General features: G+C 70.3%; 23 protein-coding genes. 14 read left to right on the forward strand and 9 right to left on the reverse strand.

What is annotated here, in order from left to right:
* Window positions 1–8: 8 nt before the first annotated feature.
* Genes ABC766_RS26155 through ABC766_RS26185 form a run of 7 tightly spaced genes read right to left on the reverse strand, consistent with a single transcriptional unit; the run spans window position 9 to window position 10,142 of the window.
* Window positions 9–1,025 (reverse strand): ABC transporter permease, encoded by a 1,017-nt coding sequence (locus tag ABC766_RS26155; RefSeq protein WP_043758002.1) that lies wholly within the window; start codon window positions 1,023–1,025, stop codon window positions 9–11.
* Window positions 1,022–2,977, reverse strand: a complete 1,956-nt coding sequence (locus tag ABC766_RS26160) for an ABC transporter substrate-binding protein (RefSeq protein ID WP_345819828.1) — start codon at window positions 2,975–2,977, stop codon at window positions 1,022–1,024. The genes ABC766_RS26155 and ABC766_RS26160 overlap by 4 nt, the downstream gene beginning before the upstream one ends.
* Window positions 2,974–3,840, reverse strand: coding sequence for a hypothetical protein (locus ABC766_RS26165; RefSeq protein ID WP_345819829.1), 867 nt, complete (start codon window positions 3,838–3,840; stop codon window positions 2,974–2,976). The genes ABC766_RS26160 and ABC766_RS26165 overlap by 4 nt, the downstream gene beginning before the upstream one ends.
* A complete protein-coding gene (locus tag ABC766_RS26170; protein WP_345819830.1) occupies window positions 3,840–5,681 on the reverse strand; it encodes an ABC transporter ATP-binding protein in 1,842 nt (613 codons plus the stop codon). Before ABC766_RS26170 ends, ABC766_RS26165 begins: the two co-directional genes overlap by 1 nt.
* Window positions 5,678–7,630 carry a glycosyltransferase gene (locus ABC766_RS26175; RefSeq protein ID WP_345819831.1) on the reverse strand — a complete coding sequence of 651 codons (1,953 nt, stop codon included), beginning with the start codon at window positions 7,628–7,630 and terminating at the stop codon, window positions 5,678–5,680. The genes ABC766_RS26170 and ABC766_RS26175 overlap by 4 nt, the downstream gene beginning before the upstream one ends.
* Window positions 7,618–8,895 carry a glycosyltransferase family 4 protein gene (locus tag ABC766_RS26180; RefSeq protein WP_345819832.1) on the reverse strand — a complete coding sequence of 426 codons (1,278 nt, stop codon included), beginning with the start codon at window positions 8,893–8,895 and terminating at the stop codon, window positions 7,618–7,620. Before ABC766_RS26180 ends, ABC766_RS26175 begins: the two co-directional genes overlap by 13 nt.
* A complete protein-coding gene (locus ABC766_RS26185) occupies window positions 8,892–10,142 on the reverse strand; it encodes a glycosyltransferase family protein (protein ID WP_345819833.1) in 1,251 nt (416 codons plus the stop codon). The genes ABC766_RS26180 and ABC766_RS26185 overlap by 4 nt, the downstream gene beginning before the upstream one ends.
* Before the next feature lie 226 nt (window positions 10,143–10,368).
* Here ABC766_RS26185 and ABC766_RS26190 point away from each other — a divergent pair, with 226 nt between their 5' ends.
* Window positions 10,369–11,622: a glycosyltransferase family 87 protein gene (locus ABC766_RS26190; RefSeq protein WP_342142151.1), complete on the forward strand. Its 1,254-nt coding sequence runs from the start codon at window positions 10,369–10,371 to the stop codon at window positions 11,620–11,622.
* On the opposite strand, the gene ABC766_RS26195 is transcribed toward ABC766_RS26190, so the two are convergent.
* Both ABC766_RS26195 and crtD read right to left on the reverse strand, forming a co-directional pair.
* Window positions 11,582–12,442 (reverse strand): carotenoid 1,2-hydratase, encoded by an 861-nt coding sequence (locus ABC766_RS26195; RefSeq protein ID WP_342142152.1) that lies wholly within the window; start codon window positions 12,440–12,442, stop codon window positions 11,582–11,584. The two genes, ABC766_RS26190 and ABC766_RS26195, sit on opposite strands and share 41 nt — an antisense overlap.
* Window positions 12,439–13,974, reverse strand: coding sequence for a 1-hydroxycarotenoid 3,4-desaturase CrtD (gene crtD / locus ABC766_RS26200; protein WP_043379911.1), 1,536 nt, complete (start codon window positions 13,972–13,974; stop codon window positions 12,439–12,441). Before crtD ends, ABC766_RS26195 begins: the two co-directional genes overlap by 4 nt.
* A gap of 109 nt (window positions 13,975–14,083) precedes the next feature.
* On the opposite strand from crtD, the gene ABC766_RS26205 reads away from it, so the two are divergent.
* The 13 genes from ABC766_RS26205 (at window position 14,084) to ABC766_RS26265 (ending at window position 25,294) form a co-directional block, all read left to right on the forward strand.
* On the forward strand, window positions 14,084–14,953 hold the full coding sequence (locus tag ABC766_RS26205) for a polyprenyl synthetase family protein (RefSeq protein WP_342142153.1): 870 nt from the start codon (window positions 14,084–14,086) through the stop codon (window positions 14,951–14,953).
* 20 nt (window positions 14,954–14,973) lie between these two features.
* Window positions 14,974–16,110, forward strand: a complete 1,137-nt coding sequence (locus tag ABC766_RS26210) for a methyltransferase (protein WP_345822844.1) — start codon at window positions 14,974–14,976, stop codon at window positions 16,108–16,110.
* A 94-nt stretch (window positions 16,111–16,204) separates the two neighbouring features.
* A complete protein-coding gene (bchC, locus tag ABC766_RS26215; protein ID WP_345819834.1) occupies window positions 16,205–17,143 on the forward strand; it encodes a chlorophyll synthesis pathway protein BchC in 939 nt (312 codons plus the stop codon).
* Entirely contained in the window at window positions 17,140–18,144 is a 1,005-nt protein-coding gene (locus ABC766_RS26220; RefSeq protein WP_043761204.1) for a chlorophyllide a reductase iron protein subunit X, read from the forward strand. Before bchC ends, ABC766_RS26220 begins: the two co-directional genes overlap by 4 nt.
* Before the next feature lie 3 nt (window positions 18,145–18,147).
* Window positions 18,148–19,677, forward strand: a complete 1,530-nt coding sequence (gene bchY / locus ABC766_RS26225) for a chlorophyllide a reductase subunit Y (protein ID WP_278305449.1) — start codon at window positions 18,148–18,150, stop codon at window positions 19,675–19,677.
* Window positions 19,677–21,143 (forward strand): chlorophyllide a reductase subunit Z, encoded by a 1,467-nt coding sequence (gene bchZ, locus ABC766_RS26230; protein WP_043757976.1) that lies wholly within the window; start codon window positions 19,677–19,679, stop codon window positions 21,141–21,143. The genes bchY and bchZ overlap by 1 nt, the downstream gene beginning before the upstream one ends.
* A gap of 35 nt (window positions 21,144–21,178) precedes the next feature.
* A complete protein-coding gene (locus tag ABC766_RS26235) occupies window positions 21,179–21,400 on the forward strand; it encodes a hypothetical protein (protein ID WP_170861823.1) in 222 nt (73 codons plus the stop codon).
* 127 nt (window positions 21,401–21,527) lie between these two features.
* The gene (gene pufB / locus ABC766_RS26240) at window positions 21,528–21,764 is read left to right on the forward strand and encodes a light-harvesting antenna LH1, beta subunit (protein WP_043349888.1); all 237 of its coding nucleotides are present in this window, start codon (window positions 21,528–21,530) and stop codon (window positions 21,762–21,764) included.
* Between the two features lie 10 nt (window positions 21,765–21,774).
* Window positions 21,775–21,966: a light-harvesting antenna LH1, alpha subunit gene (pufA, locus tag ABC766_RS26245; protein WP_012319766.1), complete on the forward strand. Its 192-nt coding sequence runs from the start codon at window positions 21,775–21,777 to the stop codon at window positions 21,964–21,966.
* Window positions 21,967–22,048: 82 nt separating this feature from the next.
* Window positions 22,049–22,873, forward strand: a complete 825-nt coding sequence (gene pufL / locus ABC766_RS26250) for a photosynthetic reaction center subunit L (RefSeq protein WP_043379897.1) — start codon at window positions 22,049–22,051, stop codon at window positions 22,871–22,873.
* Between the two features lie 80 nt (window positions 22,874–22,953).
* On the forward strand, window positions 22,954–23,934 hold the full coding sequence (gene pufM, locus ABC766_RS26255) for a photosynthetic reaction center subunit M (protein ID WP_043379895.1): 981 nt from the start codon (window positions 22,954–22,956) through the stop codon (window positions 23,932–23,934).
* 10 nt (window positions 23,935–23,944) lie between these two features.
* Complete coding sequence (pufC, locus tag ABC766_RS26260) at window positions 23,945–25,042, forward strand: photosynthetic reaction center cytochrome PufC (protein WP_043379892.1); 1,098 nt, start codon at window positions 23,945–23,947, stop codon at window positions 25,040–25,042.
* A gap of 108 nt (window positions 25,043–25,150) precedes the next feature.
* Window positions 25,151–25,294 carry a DUF3096 domain-containing protein gene (locus tag ABC766_RS26265; RefSeq protein WP_075380395.1) on the forward strand — a complete coding sequence of 48 codons (144 nt, stop codon included), beginning with the start codon at window positions 25,151–25,153 and terminating at the stop codon, window positions 25,292–25,294.
* Window positions 25,295–25,409 lie beyond the last annotated feature (115 nt).

Below are 25,409 nucleotides of genomic sequence, written 5' to 3' on the forward strand. Positions count from 1 at the left end.
GGGCCGGTTCATCGCAGGCCCATGCGGATGCGCGGATCGAGCCAGACCAGGATCAGGTCCGAGATCAGCATGCCGACGAGGGTCAAGGCCGCGACGAACATCAGGAGGAAGCCGGCCATGAACTGATCCTGACTGCGCAGGGCTTCGAGGAGCAGCGGCCCGACGGTCGGCAGGCTGAGCACCAGGGAGACCAGAACCGAACCCGAGACGAGGTGCGGCAGCAGGTTGCCGATATCCGCCACGAATGGGTTCAGCGACATCCGGAACGGATACTTCAGCAACGCCTGCAGGGGCGGCAGGCCCTTGGCGCGGGCCGTGACCGTATAGGGCTTGGCCAGTTCGTCCAGCAGGTTGGCACGCATCCGCCGGATCATGGCCGCCGTACCGCCGAGTCCGATCACCAGGGTCGGCACGATGAGATGCGCCAGGAGCGAGCGGACCTTCTCCCAGGTCCAGGGCTGGTTGGTGAGGGCCGAATCGTAGAGGCCGCCGATCGACAGCCCGAACCAGCGGTTGGCGTAGAAGAGCAGGATCAGCGCCAGCAGGAAGCCCGGGACCGCGAGGCCGACATAGCCCAGCAGGGTCACGACGGCGTCGCCGACCGTGTTCCGGTGTGTCGCCGAATAGATCGCCGCCGGGATCGCGACGAGGTGGACGAACACCACGGCCGTCAGATTGATCAGCAGGGTCAGCCACAGGGCGTCGCCGACGACGTCGGCCACCGGCTTGTCGTACTCGAACGACCAGCCCCAATCGCCCTGAAGCAGGCCCGAGAACCCAACCGAGCCGGGCATCACCCCGATCCACATCAGGTATTGCTGCCAGACCGGGCGGTCGAGCCCGTATTGCTGGATCAGCAACTCCGCCTTCGCCACGGAGCTGGCATCGCCGGTGGCGCGCAGCTCCATGATCCGGTTGGACAGGTAGTCGCCGGGCGGCAGCTTGATGATGATGAAGACGAGCGCCGAAATGACCAGCAGCGTCACCGCCATGGTGACGATCCGGCGAAGGATCTGACGGATCACCGGACCTCCGCGCGGGTGTCGGCGCCTGTCTCCCAGAACAACTCGTCGAGGCGCTGCACGCCGATCATCGCAGTGGGTTCCCAGGAATAGAGGGCGCGCTTCGGAAGGTTGATCAGGCGATCCGCGCCGACAACAGGCTGGAGCGCCCCCGCCACCGTGCCGATCACCCAGGTGTTGCGCGCGTGATTCGTCAGCATCTCGCGCCAGATCGCGGCCTGTTTGGCGGCGTCGTCGGTGTCGCGCCACTGGCGGTCGAGGTCGAGCAGTCGCTGGACCTCCGGAACGTCGCAGGGCTCGCCGCTCTTGCCGCGGCTCTCGACGTTCATGCTCCAGAGGGGCCAGGAATAGTGCTCCGGCTGGGCAGGGCTCAGCTCGGTCGGCGGCATGATCGCGGTCGGCACCGCGAGGTCGAGCCCCTGGGCGGCCACCATGATGGTCATGCCGCCGATGGAGCGCCGATGCAGGTTGGTGCGCTCCTGCGGCTTGGTGATCAGCCGGATGCCGACCTCGCGCCAGAACTCCGTGATGAGGAGCAGCGCGTCCAGCACCATCTCGGCCTCGCCGTCGCTCTCCACCACGATCTCCAGCGGCCGCCCACCGGGCAGCAGCCGCGTGCCCGCGCCGTCGCGTCCGGTCAGACCGAGTTCATCGAGGAGCTTCGTCGCCTGCGCCGGATCGTAGGCGGCGTTCAGCGTCCGCATCTCCGGCTCGAAGAGGGCGCTGTCCGAGAGGATCGTGTCGTTCCCCTCGGTGCCCAGTCCGAACAGCAGCGTGTTGTTCAGGGTCCGGCGATCGACGGCGAGCGACAGGGCGTGCCGGTAGCGCACGTCGCGGTTGAGCTGCCGCCAGGCCGGATCCGTCGTGGTGAGATTCGGGTAGAGGGCGATCTCCGATCCCCGGGCCACGGGCCACAGGTTGGTGCGGTACCGATGGGCCGCCTCACCCTCCTTGAGGCTCGGGATATCGGGCATCGTCAGGCCGCGAAACATCAGGTCGGCCTCGCCGGCGTTGGTCTTCGCGACCAGGAGGCCCTGCGAAGCCACGTCCATCACGATGGTGTCGACATAGGGCAGTTGCGTGCCGGCCGTGTCGACCCGGTGGTAGCTGCGGTTGCGCTCGAAGCGGAACCGGGTGGCCGGCGATCGGGTCCGCGGCACCCAGCCCTGCAGGGTCGGACACTCCGGATTGTTGAGTTCGTAATTGTCGTCGAGGCGGTTGTGCAGCGCCGCCCAGCTGCGGAGCTTGAGGGCCTTGGCCTTCGCGTCGGCCGCCTCCTTGCCGATGTAGCGGGCATGATACGGTTTCAGGTAGTGCGCCGGCCGGTAGATCAGCGGGTCCCGCGGCGCCGCCAGGGCGGGCAGGAACATCGGGTTCGGCCGGTCCCAGCTGTAGCGGACCGTGACCGGGTCGAGGAATTCCACCTGCGGCAGCTTGCCGTCGACCCGGAAGAAGGCCGGCGGCCCATCGGGATTCAGCGCCTTCTCGTTGGCGACGTCCTCCCAGTAATAGCGGAAATCCTCCGTGGTGAACGGATGGCCGTCCGACCAGCGGTGGCCCTGGCGGAGCGTGAAGGTGAAGCGCCCGCCCTCGACATCGACACGCTCCAGCACGTCGGGCCGCAGGTTCAGCGCGGCATCGTAGCCGACCAAGCGGGTATAGCCGTAGACCGACAGGTAGCGGACATCCCGGGCCTTCGCGATGAGGGTCCGGATGGTGCCGCCTGCCGTCCCGAGACGGCGGCCATGGGCAGCGAGGTCGGCGACGGCGGGCTTGGTCGGCGGACCGGGCGCATCCGTCGGCGGCGTCTCTGCGAAGGCCCATGACGGCGCGCGCGACCAGCTCAATGTGGCGCCCAGGCCGACGAGGAGGGCGCGGCGGGAGACCGTGCCGTCCCGCCTGCCGCGGCGCGGGAGGGAGGCGGAAGAATCGTCCCAAAAGTCCCCGGCGCTCATGGGCTGCCCCGAAGCGTCACCGAGGTCAGCCGCGCCGGCGAGTAGCCCGTGGCCCGGTGCAGGTCATCGAAGGCATGCGACCGCACGATCAGGTCTGCAGCCTGCCGGAGAAGAGAATCGTCGGCCGGCTGCTCGAAGTGGCGACCGTTCCGGGTCCAGCGGATCGGCTCCGGGCTGCGTTCGGGGCCGGTGATCATCGCGATGGTCGGATGCGCAGGTCCGCCATGAGCGTGGATCCGGTGTCCGGCAGCATCGTCATCGAAGAGCAGACGGGTCAGGCCCCGGGCCTGCGCCTCGACGACCCGCCGCCCCTGGGCGACGTGGTCGTCGAAGAACGCCACCGTCCGCGCCGCGTCCAGCATGGACCAGTCGGCTTTCGACCAGTCTGCGGTGCTGTAGCGCGCCTGCCGGTCGCGGTACTGGAGGCCCGACAGGTCGGGATCGTGGCAGAAGATCTGTGCCTGCGGGCGGGCCTGCCGGATGACCCAGGTGGTGAGGCCGCGAAACACGCCGGATTCGATCACGAAATCCGGCTTCAGCGCCCGCATCGCGATGTAGAGCTGCAACGCGCCGTTGAAGCCGCTGCCGCCCCTGCGCTGGCGGACGGGCGCGGTGGGGATCAGCGCCCAGAACGCCTGGACCTGTTCGAGGACGTCGCCATCCGGAACCAGGCCGGCAGCGGCGAGATCCCGTTCCAGGATGGCGGCGGCCGATTCGAGCAGCGTCGCCACCTCGCGCGGTGACGTCGGCCGGTGGCTCCAGTCGGGGGCCGCCGGGACGAGGTCGTAGCCCAGGCGGTCGAAGAGCGGCGACAGCACCTTGCGGCGCAGGCGCTCCAGCATCACGGGTGGCCGGGCCTGCATCACGCGGCCTCGACCGCGTGGGCGGCGCCGAAACGCACCCGGTGGCCGGTCTCGACCGCGCGCATCGCCCCGGCCTCGTCGGGGGCCAGGCGAAAAGGCTCCTCCCAGCGCATCGGATCGTTCTGGTCGCCCGCGACCGCAGCGAAATCGAGCGGATGGTCGAGGCTCGGATCCGGCACGGCCGCGAGCAGCGCCTGCGTATAGGGATGCACCGGACGGCGGAACAGGGCGGCGCGGGGCGCCTCCTCGACGATGCGCCCCCGGCACATCACGCTGATGGTATCAGCCATGTAGTCGATCACTGCCAGATTGTGGGAGACGATGAGGTAGGAGAGACCCAGCGCCGCCTGGAGATCCTTGAGCAGATTCAGGATCTGGGCCTGGACCGAGACGTCGAGGGCCGAGACCGGCTCGTCAAGCACCAGCAGCCGCGGCTTCGGGGCGAGGGCCCGGGCGATGCCGATGCGCTGCCGCTGGCCGCCCGAGAAGGCGTGCGGGTAGCGGCCGAGACCGCTCGACTCCAGACCGACCATCGCCATCAGGGCACGACAGCGCTCCCGTCTCTCTCCTGCCGGGATGCCGTGGATCTCCATCGGCTCGGACAGGATCTGGCGCACGGTCATGCGCGGATCCAGGGACGCGTAAGGGTCCTGGAACACGAACTGGACCGTGCGGCGATAGGCGAACAACGCATCGCCGCTCAAGGCGTGGACGTCCCGGGGGCCGCTGCCATCGTCGAACAGGATCCGCCCGGCATCCGGCCGCAGCGCCCGCATGATCATCTTCGAGACGGTGGTTTTGCCCGATCCGGACTCACCGACGAGCCCGAGCGTCTGGCCGCCCGCGAGGCTGAGCGAGACGTCCGAGACCGCATGGACGGTCCGCGGCTTCTGCCACATCCGTCCCGCGCGCAGGGTGAAGCTCTTGCTGACGCCCTCGACCTGGAGGAGCGGCCCCGGCAGCGGCGCGGGCTTCTGCCCGGGCGGCATCTCGGCCCGCGCGGGGCGGATCGGCGTCAGGCGCTCGCCGGGTTGCATGTCGAAGCGGGGCACCGCGTGAAGGAGCGCGCGGAGATAGGCATGGCCCGGCGTCCGCATCACCGTGTCGCGCGGGCCCGCCTCCACGAGGCGGCCGCGATACAGGACCGCCACGTCGTGGGCGATGTTGGCCACCACGCCGAGATCGTGCGTGATCAGCAGGATCGCCATCCCGGTCTCCTCCTGGAGCCGGGCGAGCAGGGCGAGGATCTGGGCCTGCGTTGTGACGTCGAGCGCGGTGGTCGGCTCGTCGGCCACCAGCAGGGCGGGCTTCAGGATGAGCGCCATGGCGATCATGGCCCGCTGGCGTAGGCCCCCGGACAGCTCGAACGGATAGGTCCGCAGGGCGCGGTGCGGATCGGGGAAGCCGACCCGGGCCAGCGCCTCCTCGGTTCGGGCATCCGCCTCCTTGCGGTCGGCACCGGTATGGATCCGCAGGGCCTCGCCAATCTGATCGCCCACCGTGTGGAGCGGAGACAGGCAGGTCATCGGCTCCTGGAAGATCATCGCGATCCGCTGGCCGCGGATCGCCCGCATCGCCTCGCTGTCGGCGGGGAGGCGCGCGATGTCGGTCTCCGTTTCGCCATCCCGAAACAGGATCCGGCCGCGGGTGATGGCGGCGGCCGGGGGCAGGATCCGGAGGATCGCCTGGGCGGTCACCGATTTGCCCGAGCCGGACTCCCCGACGAGAGCGAGGGTCCGGCCGCGGTGAACGTCGAGGGACAGGCCGTGCAGCGCCTCGAACGGGCCGCTCTCCGTGCGGAACGCGACCGCGAGGTCGCGGATGGACAATAGCGGGCTCAACCCGTCCTCGCGATCTGTGAGACCCGAGACTTAGACGCCTTGGGGCCCATGTCCATCGCGGCGACGCCGAAGTGCTCGCGAAGATCCAGCAGCTGTATCGCCGGGTGCCGGACGAGGTGCGCGATCAGCGCCGCGACGAAGCTCCAGAGGGCGTCGTCATGGACGCGATGGTGGGTCAGCAGACCGACCGGCTGCTCCGGCGCACGGACGATGGCGTCGGCGACGCCGGTCAGCAGCGCCTCCGGATCGCGCAGGGACCGGGTGCCCCGCCAGTCGATCGGGTCGAGCGTGGCGTCGAGCCGGCGCAGACCCGGAACCGGTGGGCCGGGTACGGCCGAGAGGCCGCAATAGCCGAGATCAGGCAGGGCGGCGGCGAGATCCGGCGCGAGGCGGTTCCAGGGTGGGACGAAGACCGGCAGCACCGTGGCCTCCGCCAGCCGCGCGCGGGCGATCCGCAAGCCGGCCGCGGCCTCCGCGATCCGGATATCGAGGGGCCGGTGCGCACCGAACTCCGCCGGCTTCTCGCCGGGGCGCGCATGGTTGCTGTGGGCGAGGCCATGAATGGCGACCCTCACGCCCGGAGCCGTTTCGAGGCGCCGTTTGAGCGACGGCTCGATCCCGGACGGAATCGCCGCGAGGAGCAGCGGGATGCCGTGCGCCTCCGCAAGCCCCACGAGCCGATCGAGCTCCGGGCTCGCCGCGATCGCATCGTCGTCGCGCCAGAACAGCGGAACACGCCCGCCGCGGGCGGCCACGGAATCCAGGGCGCGATCGATGACCGCGAAGGCCGGATCCGTCGGGGGAACGGATCCGCGCCGCGCCGGACCGACGCCGTGCAGGCTCTCGACCAGTTCCACCGTGCGCCGGGCGCCGGCGATGTCGATGCCGTGCGGACCGGGGACGGGTGCAGCCGCCTGGGCCTCGACGGCCTGGACCAGGGTTTGGGCCGTCAACTCCGATTCCGGCAGCACACGGGCGAGACCGCGGGCGGCGAGGCACGCGGCGCGCAGGCGTTGCTCGGTCTCGACGCCGGCCTCGAACGGCACCAGCACGGCGGGCGTGCCCGTGGCGAGGAGATCGATGGCCGTGTTGTAGCCGCACTGGCTCACAGAGACGGCGGCCCCGGCCAGGAGGGCGCGGTAGTCGGGCCGGGCACGGCCGAGGACGCCCGGAGGAAGATCGCGGCCGATCCCGGACAGCGCCGCCTCGGGCACGCCATGGCCGGCGAGGATCCGCCAGCCGAGATCCGGCCGTTGCCGGGCCGCCTCGGCGGCAGCGCCGAGCAGAACCAGCCCGGCCGGCCCGGATCCGGCGGCGACCAGCACGCCGGCGCGACGGATTGCCGGCGGAGCGACCGTGCCCTCGTCCACGTAGCCGGTGTACCGGACTTTCGCGGCGGTGGCCGCATCGACGGGCCAGGAGGTATCGAGGGGCACGAGAGCCGGATCGCCGTGTACCAGAACGGCGTCGTAGAGGTCCGCCACGCGTGCGTGCGCCTCGGCGATGCGCGCGGGCTTCGTCGAGGCGACGAGAATGTCGCGGACGGATGCGAGGACGAGCGGGCGCGGCCGACCTGCACGAGCGGCATCCACCAGAGCCAGGAACTCGTGTGCCAGGGCGCGGCGGCCGAAGGGGAACAGCTCGGTGATGACGGCATCCGGTGCGAAGGCCGTCACGGTCTCGATCATCAGGGCGCTGCGGCGTGCCAGCAGCGCCGGCTCGGCCGGACGGCCGTCGGGCTCCAGCAGCGTCGAGAACTCCGTGCCGGCAATCCGGAGCGGCGGCAGCTGAACGAGGCGCAGGCCGTCGCGGCGGACCATCGGCGCCGGAACGCCGCCCGAGACCAGCAGCGTCTCGTGACCGGCCGCCGCGAAGGCGCGGGCGAGGGCGGCGGCGCGGGTGAGATGCCCCGCGCCCAAGAGATGCGTGACCGCGATCAGGACGCGCACGCGGGCAGCTCCGATTCGTGTGCGGCCACGTCCGACGACAGACCCGCGGAGGCACGCAGCCGGCCGGCGATCAGCGCGATCGCGGCCTCCTCGGAGAAGTCTCGCACAAGCCGCGCCCGGGCGGCCTCGCCCAGCCTCCGGCGGAGGCCCGGATCGTCGGCGAGACGGATCAGCGCCGCCGCCAGCACCGCCGGGTCGCCCGGCGGGACCAGAACCCCGTGCGTGCCATCGGTGATGAATTCCGGCGTGCCGGCGAATGCGGTCGCCAGAATCGGCAACGCTTGGCTTGCCGCCTCCATCAGCACGTTCGGCAATCCGTCGCGGTCGCCGCCCGGGGCCGGCTTCGTCGGCAGGACGAACAGGTCGGCCGCGCGCATGGCCTCGATCACCGCAGGCTGCGCCAGGGCGCCCCGGAAGCGGATCCGCTCCGCGAGGCCACAGGCGCCAACCCGCGCCTCCAGGGCAGCGCGCAGCTCTCCGCCGCCGATCAGGTCGAGCTGCCAATGCAGGCCTGGGGGCAGGGTGGCCAGGGCGTCGATGAGATCGTCGTGTCCCTTCTTGGCGACGAGCCGGCCGACGCAGAGGAGCCGGAGCGGCCGGACCGGATCCGTGCCGTCGCGCGTTTCATGCGGCGGCGGGATCGGAAAGCGGCTGAGGTCGAGCCCGTGGTAGGCGAGCAGCGTCCGGCCGGGCGCGAGCGCGTCCAGACGTGCAAGCCCGTCGCGGGTACAGGTCACACCCCAAGCGGCGTCGCGCAGCTTCTCGGTCAGCTCCCAGTCCGGCGTCGTCCAGATGTCCTTGGCATGCGCCGAGAAGCTCCACCGGCGCGCGGTGAGCAGCGCGGCGTAGCGGGCGACGCTGGCCGGCGTATGCAGAAAATGCACATGGATATGGGCGACGTCGGCCGGCAGTTCCCGGGCGAGGACCAGGGCCTGCCCGAGGCGGCGCAGCCGCGACGCCGTCGGGTCGCGCCGGAAGTCACGGGCGAACAGCGCGAGAAGCGCGGGGAGGTTCCGCCGCCGGAGCGCCGCACCGAGTCCGCGGAGCACACGCAGCGGCGCATCGCGCAGATATTCGGGCAGGTAAGCGGCCTCGGCTCGGATCTGCCCGTGCATCGGATGGCGCGCCTGGTCGGTCGGGCGGCGCAGGGACCAGATCTCCAGGGACAGACCGCGCCGCTCCAAGGCGAGCAGCTCCTGCGCGATGAAGGTCTCGGAGAGCCGCGGATAGCCCTTCAGCACCACGGCGACCCGTTTGGCGCTCACGAATAGGCCTGCAGGCACGGGCGGGTCTCTTCGTCCGCGCTGTCGCGCGCCGTCAGCGCCCGCACGCGGCGGGCCACCGCGTCGAGGCCGTCGAGCAGACCCGGCACCAGTACCCGCGACGGCGGATCCTGCTCCGGCAGGTCGCGGAGCGCGGCCGCCATGCGCCCGGGCGTCCGGCCCTCGGCCTCCATCAGGACCCGCGCGAGGCCGAGCCGCTCGGCCGCGAGCGCCCGGATCGCCTGCTCCCGCCGCGGCTCGGTCCGGGGCACGAGGATTGCGCGACGGTCGAAGGACAGAATCTCGCAGAAGGTGTTGTAGCCCCCCATGGCGACGATGCCGGCGGCCTTGCGCAACAGGAACTCGATCTCGCTGTCGAAGGTGATCGCGGCGATTCTTCCGCCGAGCGCGCGGATGCGCGCCGCGAAACCGTCGCGGGTGGCGGTATCGAGGAAGGGACCGAAGGCAATCAGGGCGGGCAAAGGGATCGCCGGATCGGCCTCGTAGGCGGCGATCACCCAGTCGATCAGGGCGGCACCATCGCCGCCGCCGCCCGGCGTGACCAGAATGAACGGGCCGTCGGCGATGGCCGGCTCCTTGCGGCCGGCGCGGCGCTCCGGGAGGTCCCGGCGCAGATAGCCGGTATAGATCAGGCGCGCGTCGATGCGCGCGGCGATCTCGGGATCCATCGGCAGCGCCGCGAGGGGCTGATGGATGCGGCTCAGCCCATAGACCCAGATCTCGTCGTAGAACTGCACCATCGTCTCGATCGCCCCCTTGCGCTCCCATTCGGGCACGAGACGATCGGCGTCGTCGAGGACGTCGCGCAGTCCGAGGACGAGGCGGATGTCGCGGTCGGCGGCGCCTTCCAGCACCGGCAGCAACTCGCCGTGGAAGCCGGCCGGTTCCTTGTCGACGATGATCAGGTCGGGGCGGAAGGTTCCGCAGGCCTGGGCGATGATCGCCGACCGCTGCTCGACCGTGCGGGCGAGGGGGGTCGCCGCGTCGAGGCTGGCATAATTGCCATCCGCGAACTTGGTCACCGGCGGCAGCCGGACGGTCCGGACGCCCGGCGCAAAGGCAAAGCGATCAACCACCGGCGAGCCCGAGACGATCATCGCTTGAGCGCCGCGGTTGCACGCCACGATCGCGTTGGCGATCGCCCGCGAGCGGCGCAGATGCCCCAGCCCGAAGGTGTCGTGGCTGTAAATCAGGACGCGCGGGGCCGAAGACGCCTCGTCCAGTCGCATCAAGGTGACCGCCCCGGTTGACGGCGCAAGGATCGCAGCCGCCGCCCTCTCGCACAAGCCGGGCCGGGCCGCAAACAGCGCTGTTAACGGGCTTCAAACCGCGGGAACCTAAGCTTCCGCCAAGTCCGGATACAAAAATCGCCCGATGCCTGCGCCTCCCCCGTCCCGCGCGCCGGACCCCGCGACCGCACGCCTGCCTGCCTTATGGGCCGACTTCGCGAATCTCGTGAGCAGCGACGCCCGGCTGTCCGCCTTTGCCATGCGCGCGGCCCGGGTGCTGGTCCCGTTCGGCCTCGCCCTGGTCCTGCTGGTCTACGGGACCGGCCCGGAGCCGCGGCGGAACTGGTACGGCGATCCGCTCGGAAACGATTTCGCTCAGGTCTGGACGGCGGGCCGTTCCGCTCTGGAGGGCCGGGCCAGCGAGCCCTACGATCTGCCGGTGCATCTGGCGAACATGAAGGCCGCCTTCGGGCAGGATTGCCGCTTCGCCTGGCACTACCCGCCGGTGTTCCTCCTGCCGGCGGCCGCCATGGCGCTCATGGAACCGCAACCGGCCTATCTGACCTGGATTGCACTCTCGGTCGCCCTGTTCGCGCTGACGATGCGCGTGGCAGCCGGCCGGATGGATGTGGCTTTCGTCGCGCTCGCGCATCCCTTGGTGCTGAGCAACCTCGCCTACGGCCAGAACGCTCTGTTCACGGCGTCGCTTCTGACCCTCGGCGCGGTGCTCGTGGACCGGCGCCCCTGGCTGGCCGGGCTCTGCTTCGGCCTGCTGGCCTACAAGCCGCATTTCGCGGCGCTGGCGCCCGTGCTCCTGCTGGCGACCGGGCGGCGGGATTGTCTGGCGGCCTGCCTCGCCACGGTCCTGGTCCTCTGCCTGGCATCGCTGGCCCTCTTCGGCACGGCGCCCTGGAGCGGCTTCTTCGGCACGCTCGGAGACACGAATCGGATCATCCTGCAGAACGCCGCCGCGGGCCTCGACCTCAATGCCAGCGCGTTCGGGGCCGTGCGCTTGGTCGGCGGCGCGATGGCCACAGCCTGGATCGCGCAGGTGCTCGTCGCCGCACTGGCCCTCGGGGTGGCCTGCCGCGCCTGGCGCCGCCCCACCGACGCGGCGCTGCGCGCGGCGGCGCTCGTCGCCGCCGCGCCGATGCTGTCGCCGTACCTGCCGGTCTACGATCTGGCGCCCGTCGTCCCGGCCACGCTCCTGCTGGCCCTCGCCGCGCACCGGGCGGGCGGATTGCGACCGCACGAACGCGTCCTGATCTGCTGTGCGCCGCTCTTCGCGGTCACGCGGGAGGTGGCGGGGCTGACCGGCTTTCCCCTCGGATTCGTGCTGAGCGTCGCAACGCTCGCCTGCATCGCCCACCGCATTCGGCCCTGGACGGTCTTCGAAGGACGGCACCGAACCGGGAGGGGCGGCGTCGACATCCAGGCCCTCACGGGGCCAGCGGCCGGGGAATCCGGAAGGGCAGCATGAGCCGCACCAGCGGGTTGCGGAACCGGTCGAGCGACAGGCTCTCGTGCATGGCCCGCACCGGCTCGCCGCCCAGCGTCGAGGCGAGGAGCGAGCGGGCGTAGAACGGCGTGTCCTCGTAGGTCGCGAGCACCCGCGACCGCCCGTCATCGCTGCGGGTCTCGCGCGGCATCCGCCAGAACCCGGTCGCCGGCAGCGACGCCGCGGGCGGCGGCCGTATCTCGCGCCGGCTGCCGTCGGCTGAGAACCGGAGCGACAGATTCTGTCCGCCGCCGTCGCGGTGGTGGACGTCGTACAGAATCGCGGCGCCGTCCGGCAGGTCCGCCCGGCACCACGTCCACCGGGAGAAGGCGGCCTCCAGCGGTTCGTCGCCGTCATTCGTGTCGAAGTAGCCTCCGCCACTCCAGCGCAGATCCGGCTGGTCGAAATCCACCTCGACCCGGGAGGACGGCGACATCGGCCACCAGCGGTGGCGGCCCGCCCTGTCGAGATGGAACGGGCCCGCCGTGAAACCGCGCGGCTCGAGACGGACGGTGCCGCGGAGTCGATGGGGCAGCGGCGCCCCGCGCTCGTCGATGCGAACGGTCAGCGCCGTGCCATCCCAGTGCATCGCGCTCGGGCCGATGGCGATGTGGTCGGGGCCGCGCGACAGGCTGGCGGCGCGCCGCTCGGTCATCGCGAAGCGGCCGCGATCGCCGTAGAGGACCACGTTCATGGCGCAATGGGCGAAGGGGTCCTTCTCGGCGCTCCACGCGTAGTAGGGTGAGAACACGCTTCCGATGAACGCGATGATCGTGAGGCCGTGACGGCCATCGTCGCTCACCGCATCGACGTACCACCACGCGTAGCCGCCCCGCGCGACCGGGCCATCGAATCGCGGTCCTCCAGGATCGCCGCCGCTGCCAGCCGACCCGATTGCGCGGCCATCGGCACGCCCGGGCCGGGATGGATCGAGCCCCCCGCCAGATAGAGGCCCGGCAGTGCCGTCCGGGCGCCCGCGCGCTTGAAGGTCGTCGCCCATCCCTGCGCCGCCCGCCCGTAGAGCGCTCCGCCCGTCCCGGGAAAGAGGGCGTCGAAATCCCGTGGCGTCGTGGTCACCGCCGACGACGCGAAGGTCAGGGTGAGCCCGCAGGCCTCCAACCGGCGGATCAGGGTCGTCTCGCATCTCTGGGTCTCCGACGGCGTGAGCGGTCGCTCCCGGCCATCCGCCGGTGCGTTGACGAGCATGAGCAGGCGCTCGGGCCCCTGCGGCGCGGTCCCCGCCGCGTCCCGGTCCTGGGCACAGACGTAGACCGTGGGATCGTCGGGCAGGCGACGGTCGCGCAGGATCGTGTCGAACTCGGCCCGGTAATCGCGGGAGAAGAAGACCGTGTGGTGCGCCAGTGGGAAGCCGGCAGGCACCGCCTCCGCGCAGAATGTGACGGCGGACAGCGAGCGCTCGCCGGGCGCGAGCCGCTCGCCGGCGACGGCGGCGTCCGGTCCGAACAGGCCCGCGCCGAGGGCGGCGCAATCGGCATTGCAGACGACGCGGTCGGCCGGAACCGTCGTGCCGTCGGCCAGGCGTACGCCGACGACCCGGCCGCCCGCGGTGAGGATCCGCTCGGCCTCCGCCGCGTAGCGGAAGGCCGCGCCCCGCTCCGCGGCGAGATCGGCCACGGCCCGCGCGAGGCCGCTGAGGCCGCCCGAAACGGTCCAGATTCCGGCCTGCTCGACATGGGCGACGAGCATCAGCGTCGCCGGCGCGGTGTAGGGCGAGGCGCCGCAATAGGTGGCGTAGCGTCCGAACAGCTGGAGCAGCCGGGGATCGCGGAAGTAGCTGCCCAGCGCAGACTGGAGCGTGGTGAAGGGCTGGATCCGCCAGAGGTCGCCGAGGCCCGACAGGCCGACCCTTTGCGCGAGGCCGGCGGGGCCGGTCCGGCCCTCGCGGATGAACGGCCCTTCGAGGGTGCGGTAGACCTCCGCCGAGCGGGCGCAGAAGCGCCGATAGCCGTCCGCCTCACGCCGTCCCGCGAAGGCCGCGACGGCGTCGGCGGACGCTTCGATGTCGGCGAACAGGTCGAGGCGCTCGTCCCGGCTCCAGGCATGCCGGGCGAGGAGCCGAGCCGGCGCCAGGGAGATCCGGTCCCCGAGCTCTGCACCGCATTCCGCGAACAGCTCCTCGAAGACCCAGCGCATCGTGAAAACGGTCGGGCCGGCCTCGATGGCGCGGTCTCCGACGGGGATGGCGCGCATCTTTCCGCCGGGCTGCTGCGCCCGTTCGAGGACCGTGGTGTGGAATCCGGCATGAGCGAGCCGCACGGCCGCGGCGAGACCACCGATCCCCGCTCCGATCACGACGACGCGCTCCTGCGCCACGGTCGCTCCACCTTCTCCCCCGGAAACGGGATTGATCTGACGGCGCCAAAGTGTCAATAAGAAATGACACTTGTTGCTGACAACCGCACACAACACGGGAGGCAACGCGATGGAGTCCGGTCGGCGGATCGAGATGGCGCTGGATCGCGCCGTTGCTCACGCGGAGGCGCCGGGCGCGCCGCCCCTTCTGGCGGAGGCGCTCCGTTACGCGGTGTTCCCGGGCGGGCATCGGATCCGGCCGCGGCTATGCCTGTCGGTCGCCCGCGCCTGCGGTGATGACGACCCGGCCGGCTCAGAAGCGGCGGCCGCGGCCATCGAGCTTTTGCACTGCGCCTCCCTGGTCCATGACGACCTGCCGTGCTTCGACGATGCGCCGATGCGTCGGCAGAAGCCCTCCGTCCATGTCGCCTTCGGCGAGCCCATCGCCGTCCTGACCGGCGACGCCCTGATCGTCCTGGCCTTCGAGACACTGGCCCGGTCCGCCGGCTCCCATCCCACGCGCCTGGGACGGCTCGTGGGCCTCCTCGGTCGCGCCGCCGGGTCGCCGTCGGGCATCGCCGCAGGGCAAGCCTGGGAATCGGAGGCCCATATCAGTCTCAGCGACTACCAGCAGGCGAAGACCGGGGCCCTGTTCGCCGCCGCCACCGTCGCCGGCGCCGCCGCGGCGGGAGCGGATTCGGAGCCCTGGCGCCGCCTCGGCGAGTGCCTCGGCGAGGCCTATCAGGTCGCCGACGACCTGCGTGACGTCGCCTGCCGCCAGGAGGAGATCGGCAAGCCTGCCGGGCGCGACGCAACTCTGGGGCGGCCCAACGCTGCGGCGCTTCTGGGCACCGGCGGCGCGCTGGATCGGCTGTCGAGACTGACACGCGAGGCCGTGGCGGCGATTCCGGCCTGCCCGGGCATGGCCGCGCTGACCGCCGAGATCGAGGCGCAGGCGCGGCTGTTCCTGCCCGCGAGCCTGCGGGCGGTGACGGCCTGACCGGCCGATCGCTCTCCGGCATCGGTGCGGCGGCGTCTGTCCCGTCCGCCTGGACGGATCGATGGAACGCCTGGCGCAGCCGCCTGGTCGCAAGCCCCCGCTTCCAGCGCTGGGCGGCGGGCTTCCCCCTCACGCGGGGCATCGCCCGCCGGAACACGCGCGCCCTCTTCGATCTCTGCGCGGGCTTCGTCTACGCGCAGGTTCTGACTGCCTGCGTCCGCCTCGACCTGTTCGCGATCCTGGCCGAAGGCCCGCAGACGATCGAAGCCCTCGCTCGCCGGCTCGACCTGCCGCCGGACAACACCCGGCGCCTTCTTCGGGCCGCGGAATCCCTCGGGCTTGTCCGCGCCCTGTCGGGCGAGCGGTTCGGGCTGGCCGATCTCGGTGCCGCTCTCGTCGGCAATCCCGGGATCGCCGCGATGATCGAGCATCACGCGCTGCTCTACGCAGATCTTGCGGATCCGGTGGCCCTGCTGCGCGGCCAGGCCCCGCCGACCGGACTCGCGCGCTACTGGCCCTATGCCTCCGGCCTCTCGGGCGATGCGCAGACGGTGGCCCCCTACAGCGGCCTGATGGGCGCCTCGCAGGCGCTGATCGCGGAGGACGTGCTCGATGCCTGCGACCTGTCAGGGGTCCGGCACCTGATGGATGTCGGAGGCGGGGAGGGCGCCTTCCTGCAAGCGGTGGCAAGACGGCACGCGACGCCGCGCCTGACCCTGTTCGATCTCCCCGCCGTGGCCGAGCGCGCCGCCAGCCGCTTGGCGCAGGCCGGCCTCGAAGGCAGAATCGCCTGCCGCGGCGGCGATTTCCACGGAGGCCTGCCGACCGGCGCCGACACGATCTCCCTCGTTCGGATCGTCCACGACCACGACGACGAGCCCGCCCTGGCGTTGCTCCGAGCGGCCCACGCGGCTCTGCCGCCGGGCGGAACGCTTCTGCTCGCGGAACCCATGGCCGGAACGCCGGGCGCGGAACCGGTCGGGGACGCCTATTTCGGCTTCTATCTCCTGGCGATGGGATCCGGGCGCCCGCGCCGTGCGGAGGAGCTCCGCGCGATGCTCCGGACGGCAGGATTCGCCGTGACGCATGAACATCCGACCCGGCGCCCGCTGCTCACCCGAGTTCTGAAAGCCCAAAAAACAGGCCGTCTCAAGTAAGTGTCACTTGACGCTGGCCTGTGTCTATCTAGGATGACACTTAGCGGCTTCGCATCAGAGAGAGTCGCAAGGCAAAGGGTGGACGATTCCAGCCATGGACGCTCTGGCCGTCATTCTGGAAAACCCGGAGCACCTTTCGGTTCAGCGCTTGGCTCTGACGCCGCCCGGCGATGCCGATGCGGTGGTGGCCATTTCCTGGAGCGGGATCAGCACCGGCACCGAGCGCCTGCTCTGGTCGGGTCGCATGCCGCCCTTTCCCGGGATGGGATATCCGCTCGTACCCGGCTACGAATCCGTCGGGACCGTCATCGAGGCCGGCGCCGATACCTCGGTTCGGGTCGGCCAGACCGTCTACGTTCCGGGGGCGCGCTGCTTCGGTTCCGTCCGCGGGCTGTTCGGCGGCGCGGCCTCTCATCTGGTGGCGCCGGCCGCCCGGCTCGTGCCGGTGGACGCGTCGCTGGGCGACCGGGCCTGCCTCCTGGCCCTGGCGGCGACAGCCTACCGCGCCCTCGGCGAGATCCGGCCCGGGGCGACCCCGCTCATCGTCGGGCACGGCGTCCTCGGACGGCTGCTCGCCCGCCTGACCCTGGCGGCCGGCGCGGAGCCGACGGTCTGGGAGACGGATCCGGCCCGGGCCACGGGAGACCATGGCTACGCGGTCGTGGCGCCCGACGCCGACCCGCGCCGCGACTACGCGACGATCACCGACGTCAGCGGCAACGCCGCCGGCCTCGACGACCTGATCGCCCGGCTGGCGCCCGGCGGCGAGATCGTCCTGGCCGGGTTCTACGAGGCTCCCCTGAGCTTCGCCTTCCCGCCCGCCTTCATGCGCGAGGCGCGCATCCGGATCTCCGCCGAGTTCCGTCCGGAGGACACGGCGGCGGTGACGACGCTGATCGAAGGCGGACGCCTGTCCCTCGACGGACTGATCACCCACCGTCTTCCCGCGGGTCGAGCCCAGGACGCCTACCGCACCGCATTCGCGGATCCGGCCTGCCTGAAGATGATCCTCGATTGGAGGGACGCCGCGTGAACGTTCAGCTCAACAAGGCCGCCCTGTCCCAAGCCGCGCAGCTCCGCGCCGAGGCCGCGGTCGAACCGGATCCCGTCGCGACGAGCCCGGCCAAGAAAGAGACCCAGATCATCGCGATCTACGGCAAGGGCGGCATCGGCAAGTCGTTCACCCTCGCCAATCTCAGCTACATGATGGCCCAGCAGGGCAAGAAGGTCCTGCTCATCGGTTGCGATCCGAAGAGCGATACCACCTCGCTGCTGTTCGGCGGCAAGGCCTGCCCGACCATCATCGAAACCTCGACCAAGAAGAAGCTGGCCGGCGAGGCGGTCGCCATCGGCGATGTCTGCTTCAAGCGCGACGGCGTCTACGCCATGGAACTCGGCGGGCCCGAGGTCGGGCGCGGCTGCGGCGGCCGCGGCATCATCCACGGCTTCGAGCTCCTCGAGAAGCTCGGCTTCCACGAATGGGGCTTCGACTTCGTCCTGCTCGACTTCCTGGGCGACGTGGTCTGCGGCGGCTTCGGCCTGCCGATCGCCCGGGACATGTGCCAGAAGGTCATCGTCGTCGGCTCGAACGACCTGCAATCGCTCTACGTCGCCAACAACGTCTGCTCGGCGGTGGAGTATTTCCGCAAGCTCGGCGGCAATGTCGGCGTCGGCGGCCTCGTGATCAACAAGGATGACGGCACCGGCGAGGCGCAGGCCTTCGCGGATGCCGCTGGCATCCCGGTCCTCGCCTCGATCCCGGCCGACGACGATATCCGCCGCAAGAGCGCAAATTACGAGATCATCGGCCGGCCGGAGAGCCGCTGGGGCAGCCTGTTCTCGGATCTGGCCGCCAATGTCGCCGACGCCGCGCCGCACCGGCCGACCCCGCTGACGCAGGATGGGCTGCTCGGCCTGTTCTCCAGCGACGTCACCGGCCGCGACGTGGTGCTGGTGCCTGCAACCCACGAGGACATGTGCGGCGTCGCCCACGTGTCCAAGCCGTCCCTCGAAGTCGTCTACGACGAGGTCTGAGCGATGGCCGTCTCCCTCGACATCGCCGATCTGCGGGCCCGCCAGGCGGCGCCCACCATCGATCGCGCCGCCACCGAGGGCGACGGGCTCGGCTGCCACGCCGGCAAGGACGCGATGCGGGCGGCCGCCGAGGCCGCCGGCCTGTCGGACACCCTGGCACAACTCCGCAGCGACTATCCGCAGGGTCCGCACGACCAGCCCCAGAGCATGTGCCCCGCCTTCGGCTCGCTCCGGGTCGGGCTGCGCATGCGCCGGACCGCCACGATCCTCTCGGGCTCGGCCTGCTGCGTCTACGGCCTGACCTTCACGTCGCATTTCTACGGGGCCCGGCGCAGCGTCGGCTACGTGCCGTTCAATTCCGAGACCCTGGTCACCGGCAAGCTGTTCGAGGATATCCGCGAGGCGGTCTACGCCACGGCGAAGCCCGAGGATTACGACGCCGTCGTCGTCATCAATCTCTGCGTGCCCACGGCCTCCGGCGTCCCGCTACGCCTTCTGCCGAAGGAGATCGACGGCGTCCGGGTGATCGGCATCGACGTGCCGGGCTTCGGCGTCCCGACCCATGCCGAGGCGAAGGACGTGCTCGCCGGCGCCATGCTGAAGGTCGCCCGCGCGGAAGCCGAGCAGGGACCGGTGGCGGCGCCCCGGGGCGGCCGTTCGGAGCGCCCGAGCGTGGCGCTCCTCGGCGAGGTCTTCCCGGCCGATCCGGTGGTGATCGCGTCGCTCCTGGAGCCGCTCGGACTCGCGGCCGGCCCGGTGGTGCCGACCCGCGAGTGGCGCGAGCTCTACGCCGCCCTCGACTGCGCCGCCGTGGCGGCGATCCACCCGTTCTACACCGCCTCCATCCGCGAATTCGAGGCGGCGGGCCGCCCGATCGTCGGTTCGGCCCCGGTGGGCGTCGACGGAACCGCCGACTGGCTCGACCGGATCGGCGAGGCCTGCGCGGTGCCCCGCGCCACCGTCGAGGCGGCCAAGAACCGGATCCTGCCCGGCATCCGCGGGGCGCTCGCCGCCATGCCGATCAAGGGCCGGATCACCCTCTCGGGCTACGAGGGCTCGGAGCTGCTGGTGGCCCGGCTGCTGGTCGAGAGCGGCGCCGAGGTCCCCTATGTCGGCACCGCCTGCCCGCGCACGCCCTGGTCCGAGTCCGACCGCGCATGGCTGGAAGCGCGGGGGACGCAGGTTCAGTACCGCGCCTCCCTGGAGGACGATCTCTACGCCCTGGATACGCTCAAGCCCGACCTCGCCATCGGCACGACGCCGGTGGTGCAGCGGGCCAAGGAGCGCGGCACGCCCGCCCTCTACTTCACCAACCTGATCTCGGCCCGCCCGCTGATGGGCGCGGCCGGCGCCGGGTCGCTCGCCACGGTGATCAACGCCGCGCTCGGCAACAAGGCGCGGTTCGATGCCATGCGCGACTTCTTCGAGGGCGTCGGGACCGGCTACGCCGCGGGGGTCTGGCAGGAGGTGCCGCAGCGGCGGCAGGGCCCGAAGATCGAGGGCCCGAAGAAGCCGATCGGGGAGATGGCATAATGCTGATCCTCGATCACGACAGGGCCGGCGGATACTGGGGCGCGGTCTACGTCTTCACGGCGATCAAGGGCCTGCAGGTCGTCATCGACGGCCCCGTGGGCTGCGAGAATCTGCCGGTGACGTCGGTGCTGCACTACACCGATGCGCTGCCACCCCATGAATTGCCGATCGTGGTCACGGGCCTCGCCGAGGAAGAGCTCGGACGGCACGGCACCGAGGGCGCCATGAAGCGCGCCCACGCGACCCTCGATCCCGGCCAGCCCAGCGTGGTCGTCACCGGCTCCATTGCCGAGATGATCGGCGGCGGCGTCACCCCCGAGGGCACCGGCCTCCAGCGCTTCCTGCCCCGGACCATCGACGAGGACCAGTGGCAGGCCGCCGACCGGGCGATGCGCTGGCTGTGGCAGGAATACGGGGCGAAGAAGTTCGCCAAGAAGGGCATCCCGGCCCGGCCGGAGCGCAAGCCCGGCGAGCGGCCGCGGGTCAACCTCATCGGTCCGGCCTACGGCACCTTCAACATGCCCTCCGACCTCGCCGAGATCCGGCGGCTGGTGGAGGGGATCGGCGCCGAGGTGAACCTGACCTTCCCGCTGGGCTCGCACCTCGCGGACGTGCCCAAGCTGGTCAACGCCGACGCCAACATCTGTCTGTACCGGGAATTCGGCCGCCTGCTCTGCGAAGACTTGGAGCGGCCCTACCTGCAGGCGCCGATCGGCATCCTCTCGACGACGAAGTTCCTGCGCTCGCTGGGTGCCATTCTGGGCCTCGACCCGGAGCCGTTCATCGAGCGGGAGCGGCATACGACCATCAAGCCGGTCTGGGATCTCTGGCGGTCGGTAACCCAGGATTTCTTCGGCACGGCGAGCTTCGGCATCGTCGCCACCGAGACCTACGCCCGGGGCGTGCGCCATTTCCTCGAGGACGAGATGGGCCTGCCCTGCCATTTCGCCTTCGGCCGCTCCGCCGGGCTGAAACCCGACAACGACGCCGTGCGGGCCGCCATCGCGGCGAAGCCGCCCCTGGTTCTCTTCGGGTCGTTCAACGAGCGGATGTACCTCGCGGAGTGCGGCGCCCGGGCGACCTATGTTCCGGCCTCGTTCCCCGGCGCCATCATCCGGCGGCATACCGGGACGCCGTTCATGGGCTACGCGGGCGCCACCTACCTGGTCCAGGAAGTCTGCAACGCCCTGTTCGACACCCTCTTCCACATCCTGCCGCTCGCCCGCGACATGGACAAGGTCGAGGCCACACCGGCCCGCCTCCACCGCGAGCTGCCCTGGGACGAGGCCGCCCGTCAGGCCCTCGACAGCCTCGTGGAGGCCCAGCCGGTCCTGGCGCGGATCTCCGCCGCCAAGCGCCTGCGCGACGCCGCCGAGCGCGCCGCACGCGACACAGAATCCGCCGCCGTGGCGCCCGCCCATGTGGCGCGGGCCCGGGCCGATCTCGCCGGGGGGATCCCCGCGTGAGCCGCCTTTCCGTTTCACCCAGAGGAGACCTGACGATGAGAACGATGGTCCCGACCGGCCGCCAGCATCAGGAAGCCATTCAGTTCCGGCTGATCCTGACGGCGACCTACCCGTTCTTCCTCGCCGCGGCCGCGCTGAACCGGTTCCGGCCGGCGCGCGAGGCGGCCCGTCCTGGCCTGGCACCGGCGCGGCGCTCGGTCTTCGGCGAGGCCCGCGCCATGGCGGTTCAGGCGATCCCCTTCGCCTTCATGGGCTGACACGCCCCTGAGCGAGACACTTCCGTCCGGTCACGCGGGGGAAGTCGAGCCGCGACCGCTGCAAGGCATCGTGGCTGAACCCGTCGCGCCTCGTCAGAGGCGCGGCCAACACACGGAGGTCTGAACGATGGCGAGTGGACCCGTCACAACAGAAAGACCGAGCAGCCTGTCCGGGCTGACGGAACCGGAAGCCAAGGAGTTCCATGCGATCTTCCTGACGAGCTTCCTCATCTTCACGGCGATTGCCGTGGTCGCTCACATCCTCGTCTGGTTGTGGCGCCCCTGGCTTCCCGGACCGCAGGGCTACGCCTCTCTCGACGGCGTCCGCGATGCGGCCCACGCCCTCGTCACGATGATCGGCTGAGGAGGATCGAATGCACAAGGTTTGGTTGCTCTTCGATCCGCGGCGCACGCTGGTGGCTCTGTTCACCTTCCTCTTCATCCTGGCGCTGCTGATCCACTTCATCCTGCTCTCGACCGACCGGTTCAACTGGCTTGACGGTCCGAGAAACAACAAGGCGGCCGAGAACACCATCACGCTCGCGCTGCCGCAGATGCCGGCCTGACCGCCGGTCCGGACCGCGGCGCGCGAGGGCCGCGGTCACCCCAAACCTTCCCTTTCTCCGGCCTGACTGAGGAGCAGCCGCCATGGCGATGCTGAGCTTCGAGCGCAAATACAGGGTCCGCGGCGGCACCTTGCTCGGCGGCGACCTGTTCGACTTCTGGGTCGGGCCGTTCTTCGTCGGCTTCTTCGGGGTCGTCGGTTTGTTCTTCACGGTGCTGGGCACCGCCCTCGTCATCTACGGCGCGGCGATCGGGCCGACCTGGAACGTCTGGCAGATCAACATCGCGCCGCCGGATATCAGCTACGGCCTGCGGCTCGCCCCGCTGAAGGAGGGCGGTCTCTGGCAGATCATCACGTTCTGCGCGCTCGGGTCCTTCGTGTCCTGGGCGCTGCGCGAGGTCGAGATCTGCCGCAAGCTCGGTATCGGCTACCACGTGCCCGCGGCCTTCGGGATGGCGATCTTCGCGTATTTCACGCTGGTGGTGGTCCGGCCGTTCCTGATGGGCGCCTGGGGATACGGCTTTCCCTACGGCATCCTCAGTCACCTCGATTGGGTTTCCAACACCGGCTATCAGTATCTGCACTTCCACTACAATCCAGCGCACATGCTGGCCGTGACGTTCTTCTTCACCACGACGCTCGCCCTGGCGATGCACGGCGGCCTGATCCTGTCGGCGACCAACCCGAAGAAGGGCGAGGTCGTGAAGACGCCGGAGCACGAGGACACCTTCTTCCGCGACACGATCGGCTACTCGATCGGCACGCTCGGCGTTCACCGCCTCGGCCTGTTCCTAGCCCTCTCAGCGGGGTTCTGGAGTGCGGTCTGCATCGTGATCAGCGGGCCGTTCTGGACGCAGGGTTGGCCGCAATGGTGGGGCTGGTGGCTCAATCTGCCGGTGTGGCGATGACAAGCCGGACGCGATCGGAACGAAGGACATAACGCGGGTCGCCGCCGTCGAGCGCGCGGCACTCCGGGGGAGGGCAGGCCATGGCCTATTACCAGAACATCTTCACGCAGGTTCAGGTGCGCCCGCTGGTACCGGAGCACGGCGTTCCGGTGGCGGTCGATGACCGGATCGGCAAGCCGTTCAACAGCTACCTGTTCGGGCTCATCGGCAACAGCCAAGTCGGTCCGATCTATATCGGCTATATCGCGGCGCTCTCGATTGTCTGCGGCTTGATCGCCTTCGAGATCATCGGGCTCAACATGTGGGCCTCGGTGAATTGGGATCCGGTCCAGTTCGTCCGGCAATTGCCGTGGCTCGCTCTGGAGCCGCCGCTCCCGAAGTACGGGCTGAAGGTCCTTCCACCCCTCAACGAGGGTGGCTGGTGGCTGATCGCCGGCTTCTTCCTGACGGCCTCGATCCTCCTCTGGTGGGTCCACCTCTATCGGCGGGCGCGGGCGCTCGGGCTCGGCACCCACGTGCCGTGGGCCTTCGCGTCGGCGATCTGGCTCTACCTCGTCCTCGGCTTCATCCGGCCGGTGCTGATGGGATCGTGGTCGGAAGCCGTGCCCTTCGGCATCTTCCCCCACCTCGATTGGACCGCGGCCTTCTCGCTCCGCTACGGCAACCTGTTCTACAACCCGTTCCACATGCTCTCGATCACGTTCCTCTACGGATCGACGCTGCTGTTCGCGATGCATGGCGGCACGATCCTGGCCTGCTCGCGCTACGGCGCCGAACGGGAGATCGATCAGATCGTCGACCGGGGCACGGCCACCGAACGCGCAGCCCTGTTCTGGCGCTGGACCATGGGCTTCAACGCCACGATGGAGTCGATCCACCGCTGGGCCTGGTGGTTCGCGGTCCTGACAACGCTCACGGGCGGCATCGGCATCCTGCTCACCGGAACCGTGGTGGACAACTGGTACCTCTGGGCGGTCAAGCACGGCGTCGCGCCCTCCTATCCGCAGGTCTACGGCCCGATCGTGGATCCCGCTCATCTCGCACCCGGCATGAAGCCGTGAGGAGGCCGTCATGAAGACGATTCTGGCGGTCATCGGCGGGGCTCTGGCCCTGTTCCTCACCATCGCGATGTTCGGCGGCGCGGGCTGGACCCATCCGCCGATGGCGAACAAGCAGACCGGCTTTCGCGGAACGGGCATGGACCTGATCCGCACCCGGGCCGGGAACGCGGCGCTGTCGGCGGCCAACGTCGCGCCGGCCCCGGCCGACCCGGCCGAGGCAGGGGGCGACAAGGCTTCGGCGGTCTACCAGAATGTGCAAGTTCTGGGAGATCTCTCGGCTGAGCAGTTCAACCGCTTGATGGTGTCGATCACCGAGTGGGTCGCACCCCAGCAGGGCTGCACGTACTGCCACAGCACCGAGAACATGGCTTCGGACGAGCTCTACCAGAAGCGCGTCGCCCGGCGCATGCTGCAGATGACCCAGTACATCAATTCCACTTGGAAGGAGAAGCACGTCCACGAGGCGGGTGTGACCTGCTACACGTGTCACCGCGGCAATCCGGTGCCGGCGAATATCTGGTTCGACCACCCGGTTCAGGGGGCGGGGCGTTTCATCCCGCGCAACAACAGCCAGAATCTCGCGTCCGCGGAGGTCGGCAACACGTCGCTGCCCTACGACGTCTATCAGGCCTTCTACCAGCACAAGGACACGCCCGAGGATGCGGTGCGGGTCAACGCCACCACGGCGCTGCCCGAGACGAAGGGCAAGCCGATCCAGGACGCGGAGAAGACCTTCGCAATCATGATCAGCATGTCGCAGTCACTGGGCGTGAACTGCACCTTCTGCCACAACACCCGCTCGGTGGCGCAGTGGGATACGAGCACGCCGAACCGCGTCCATGCCTGGTACGGCATCCGCATGGTCCGCGATCTCAACCAGGACTACATGACGCCGCTGACCTCGGTCTTCCCGCGGAATCGCCTCGGCGTTCTGGGCGACGTGCCGAAGATCAACTGCGCCACCTGTCACAACGGCGCCAACAAGCCGCTCAACGGCGCCAACGTGATCGAGCCCTATCCGGAACTGTCGCACCCGACGATTTCGGCGAACCTGCCCACGGGCGAGGCGAAGGACCCGATCCCCGGCACCGAGACGCCGAAGCCGTGATCGGACCGGAGCGGCCGGACCGTCCGGCCGCTCCGCTCAAGCTCCGGGGAACCTCTGTTGGGTAAAGGCGTCGATACCGGCGGCCAAGCTCGGCCTCAGGAGGCGCCCGTGACCATCACCATCTCGAACCTCCAACCGCTCATCGCGATCCTTGCCGGGATCCTGATCCTGGTGATGCCGCGGCTGCTCAACTACATCGTCGCGATCTACCTGATCATCGTCGGCGTGATCGGGCTCGGAATCCTCCATTGAGGGGCAGCGCCCGCACCGCGACGCGGCGGGCCTGACAGACCGTCGAACCCGTCATCCAAGCACGCACAGGGCCATCGCGCGTTCATCTTGCGTTGCGCTGCGGGATGGTCCAACC

This window comes from Methylobacterium fujisawaense (assembly GCF_039619325.1).
GTDB classification, from domain to species: Bacteria; Pseudomonadota; Alphaproteobacteria; order Rhizobiales; family Beijerinckiaceae; genus Methylobacterium; species Methylobacterium fujisawaense.

Bases quoted from the DNA above. Each gene is read 5' to 3' on its own strand.
- ABC766_RS26165 (WP_345819829.1), bottom strand. From the start codon at position 3,840: ATGCAGGCCCGGCCACCCGTGATGCTGGAGCGCCTGCGCCGCAAGGTG.
- ABC766_RS26160 (WP_345819828.1), bottom strand. From the start codon at position 2,977: ATGAGCGCCGGGGACTTTTGGGACGATTCTTCCGCCTCCCTCCCGCGC.
- ABC766_RS26235 (WP_170861823.1), top strand. From the start codon at position 21,179: ATGAGAACGATGGTCCCGACCGGCCGCCAGCATCAGGAAGCCATTCAG.
- ABC766_RS26185 (WP_345819833.1), bottom strand. From the start codon at position 10,142: ATGCGACTGGACGAGGCGTCTTCGGCCCCGCGCGTCCTGATTTACAGC.
- ABC766_RS26205 (WP_342142153.1), top strand. From the start codon at position 14,084: ATGGAGTCCGGTCGGCGGATCGAGATGGCGCTGGATCGCGCCGTTGCT.
- pufA (WP_012319766.1), top strand. From the start codon at position 21,775: ATGCACAAGGTTTGGTTGCTCTTCGATCCGCGGCGCACGCTGGTGGCT.
- pufL (WP_043379897.1), top strand. From the start codon at position 22,049: ATGGCGATGCTGAGCTTCGAGCGCAAATACAGGGTCCGCGGCGGCACC.
- bchC (WP_345819834.1), top strand. From the start codon at position 16,205: ATGGACGCTCTGGCCGTCATTCTGGAAAACCCGGAGCACCTTTCGGTT.
- pufB (WP_043349888.1), top strand. From the start codon at position 21,528: ATGGCGAGTGGACCCGTCACAACAGAAAGACCGAGCAGCCTGTCCGGG.
- bchY (WP_278305449.1), top strand. From the start codon at position 18,148: ATGGCCGTCTCCCTCGACATCGCCGATCTGCGGGCCCGCCAGGCGGCG.
- pufM (WP_043379895.1), top strand. From the start codon at position 22,954: ATGGCCTATTACCAGAACATCTTCACGCAGGTTCAGGTGCGCCCGCTG.
- pufC (WP_043379892.1), top strand. From the start codon at position 23,945: ATGAAGACGATTCTGGCGGTCATCGGCGGGGCTCTGGCCCTGTTCCTC.
- bchZ (WP_043757976.1), top strand. From the start codon at position 19,677: ATGCTGATCCTCGATCACGACAGGGCCGGCGGATACTGGGGCGCGGTC.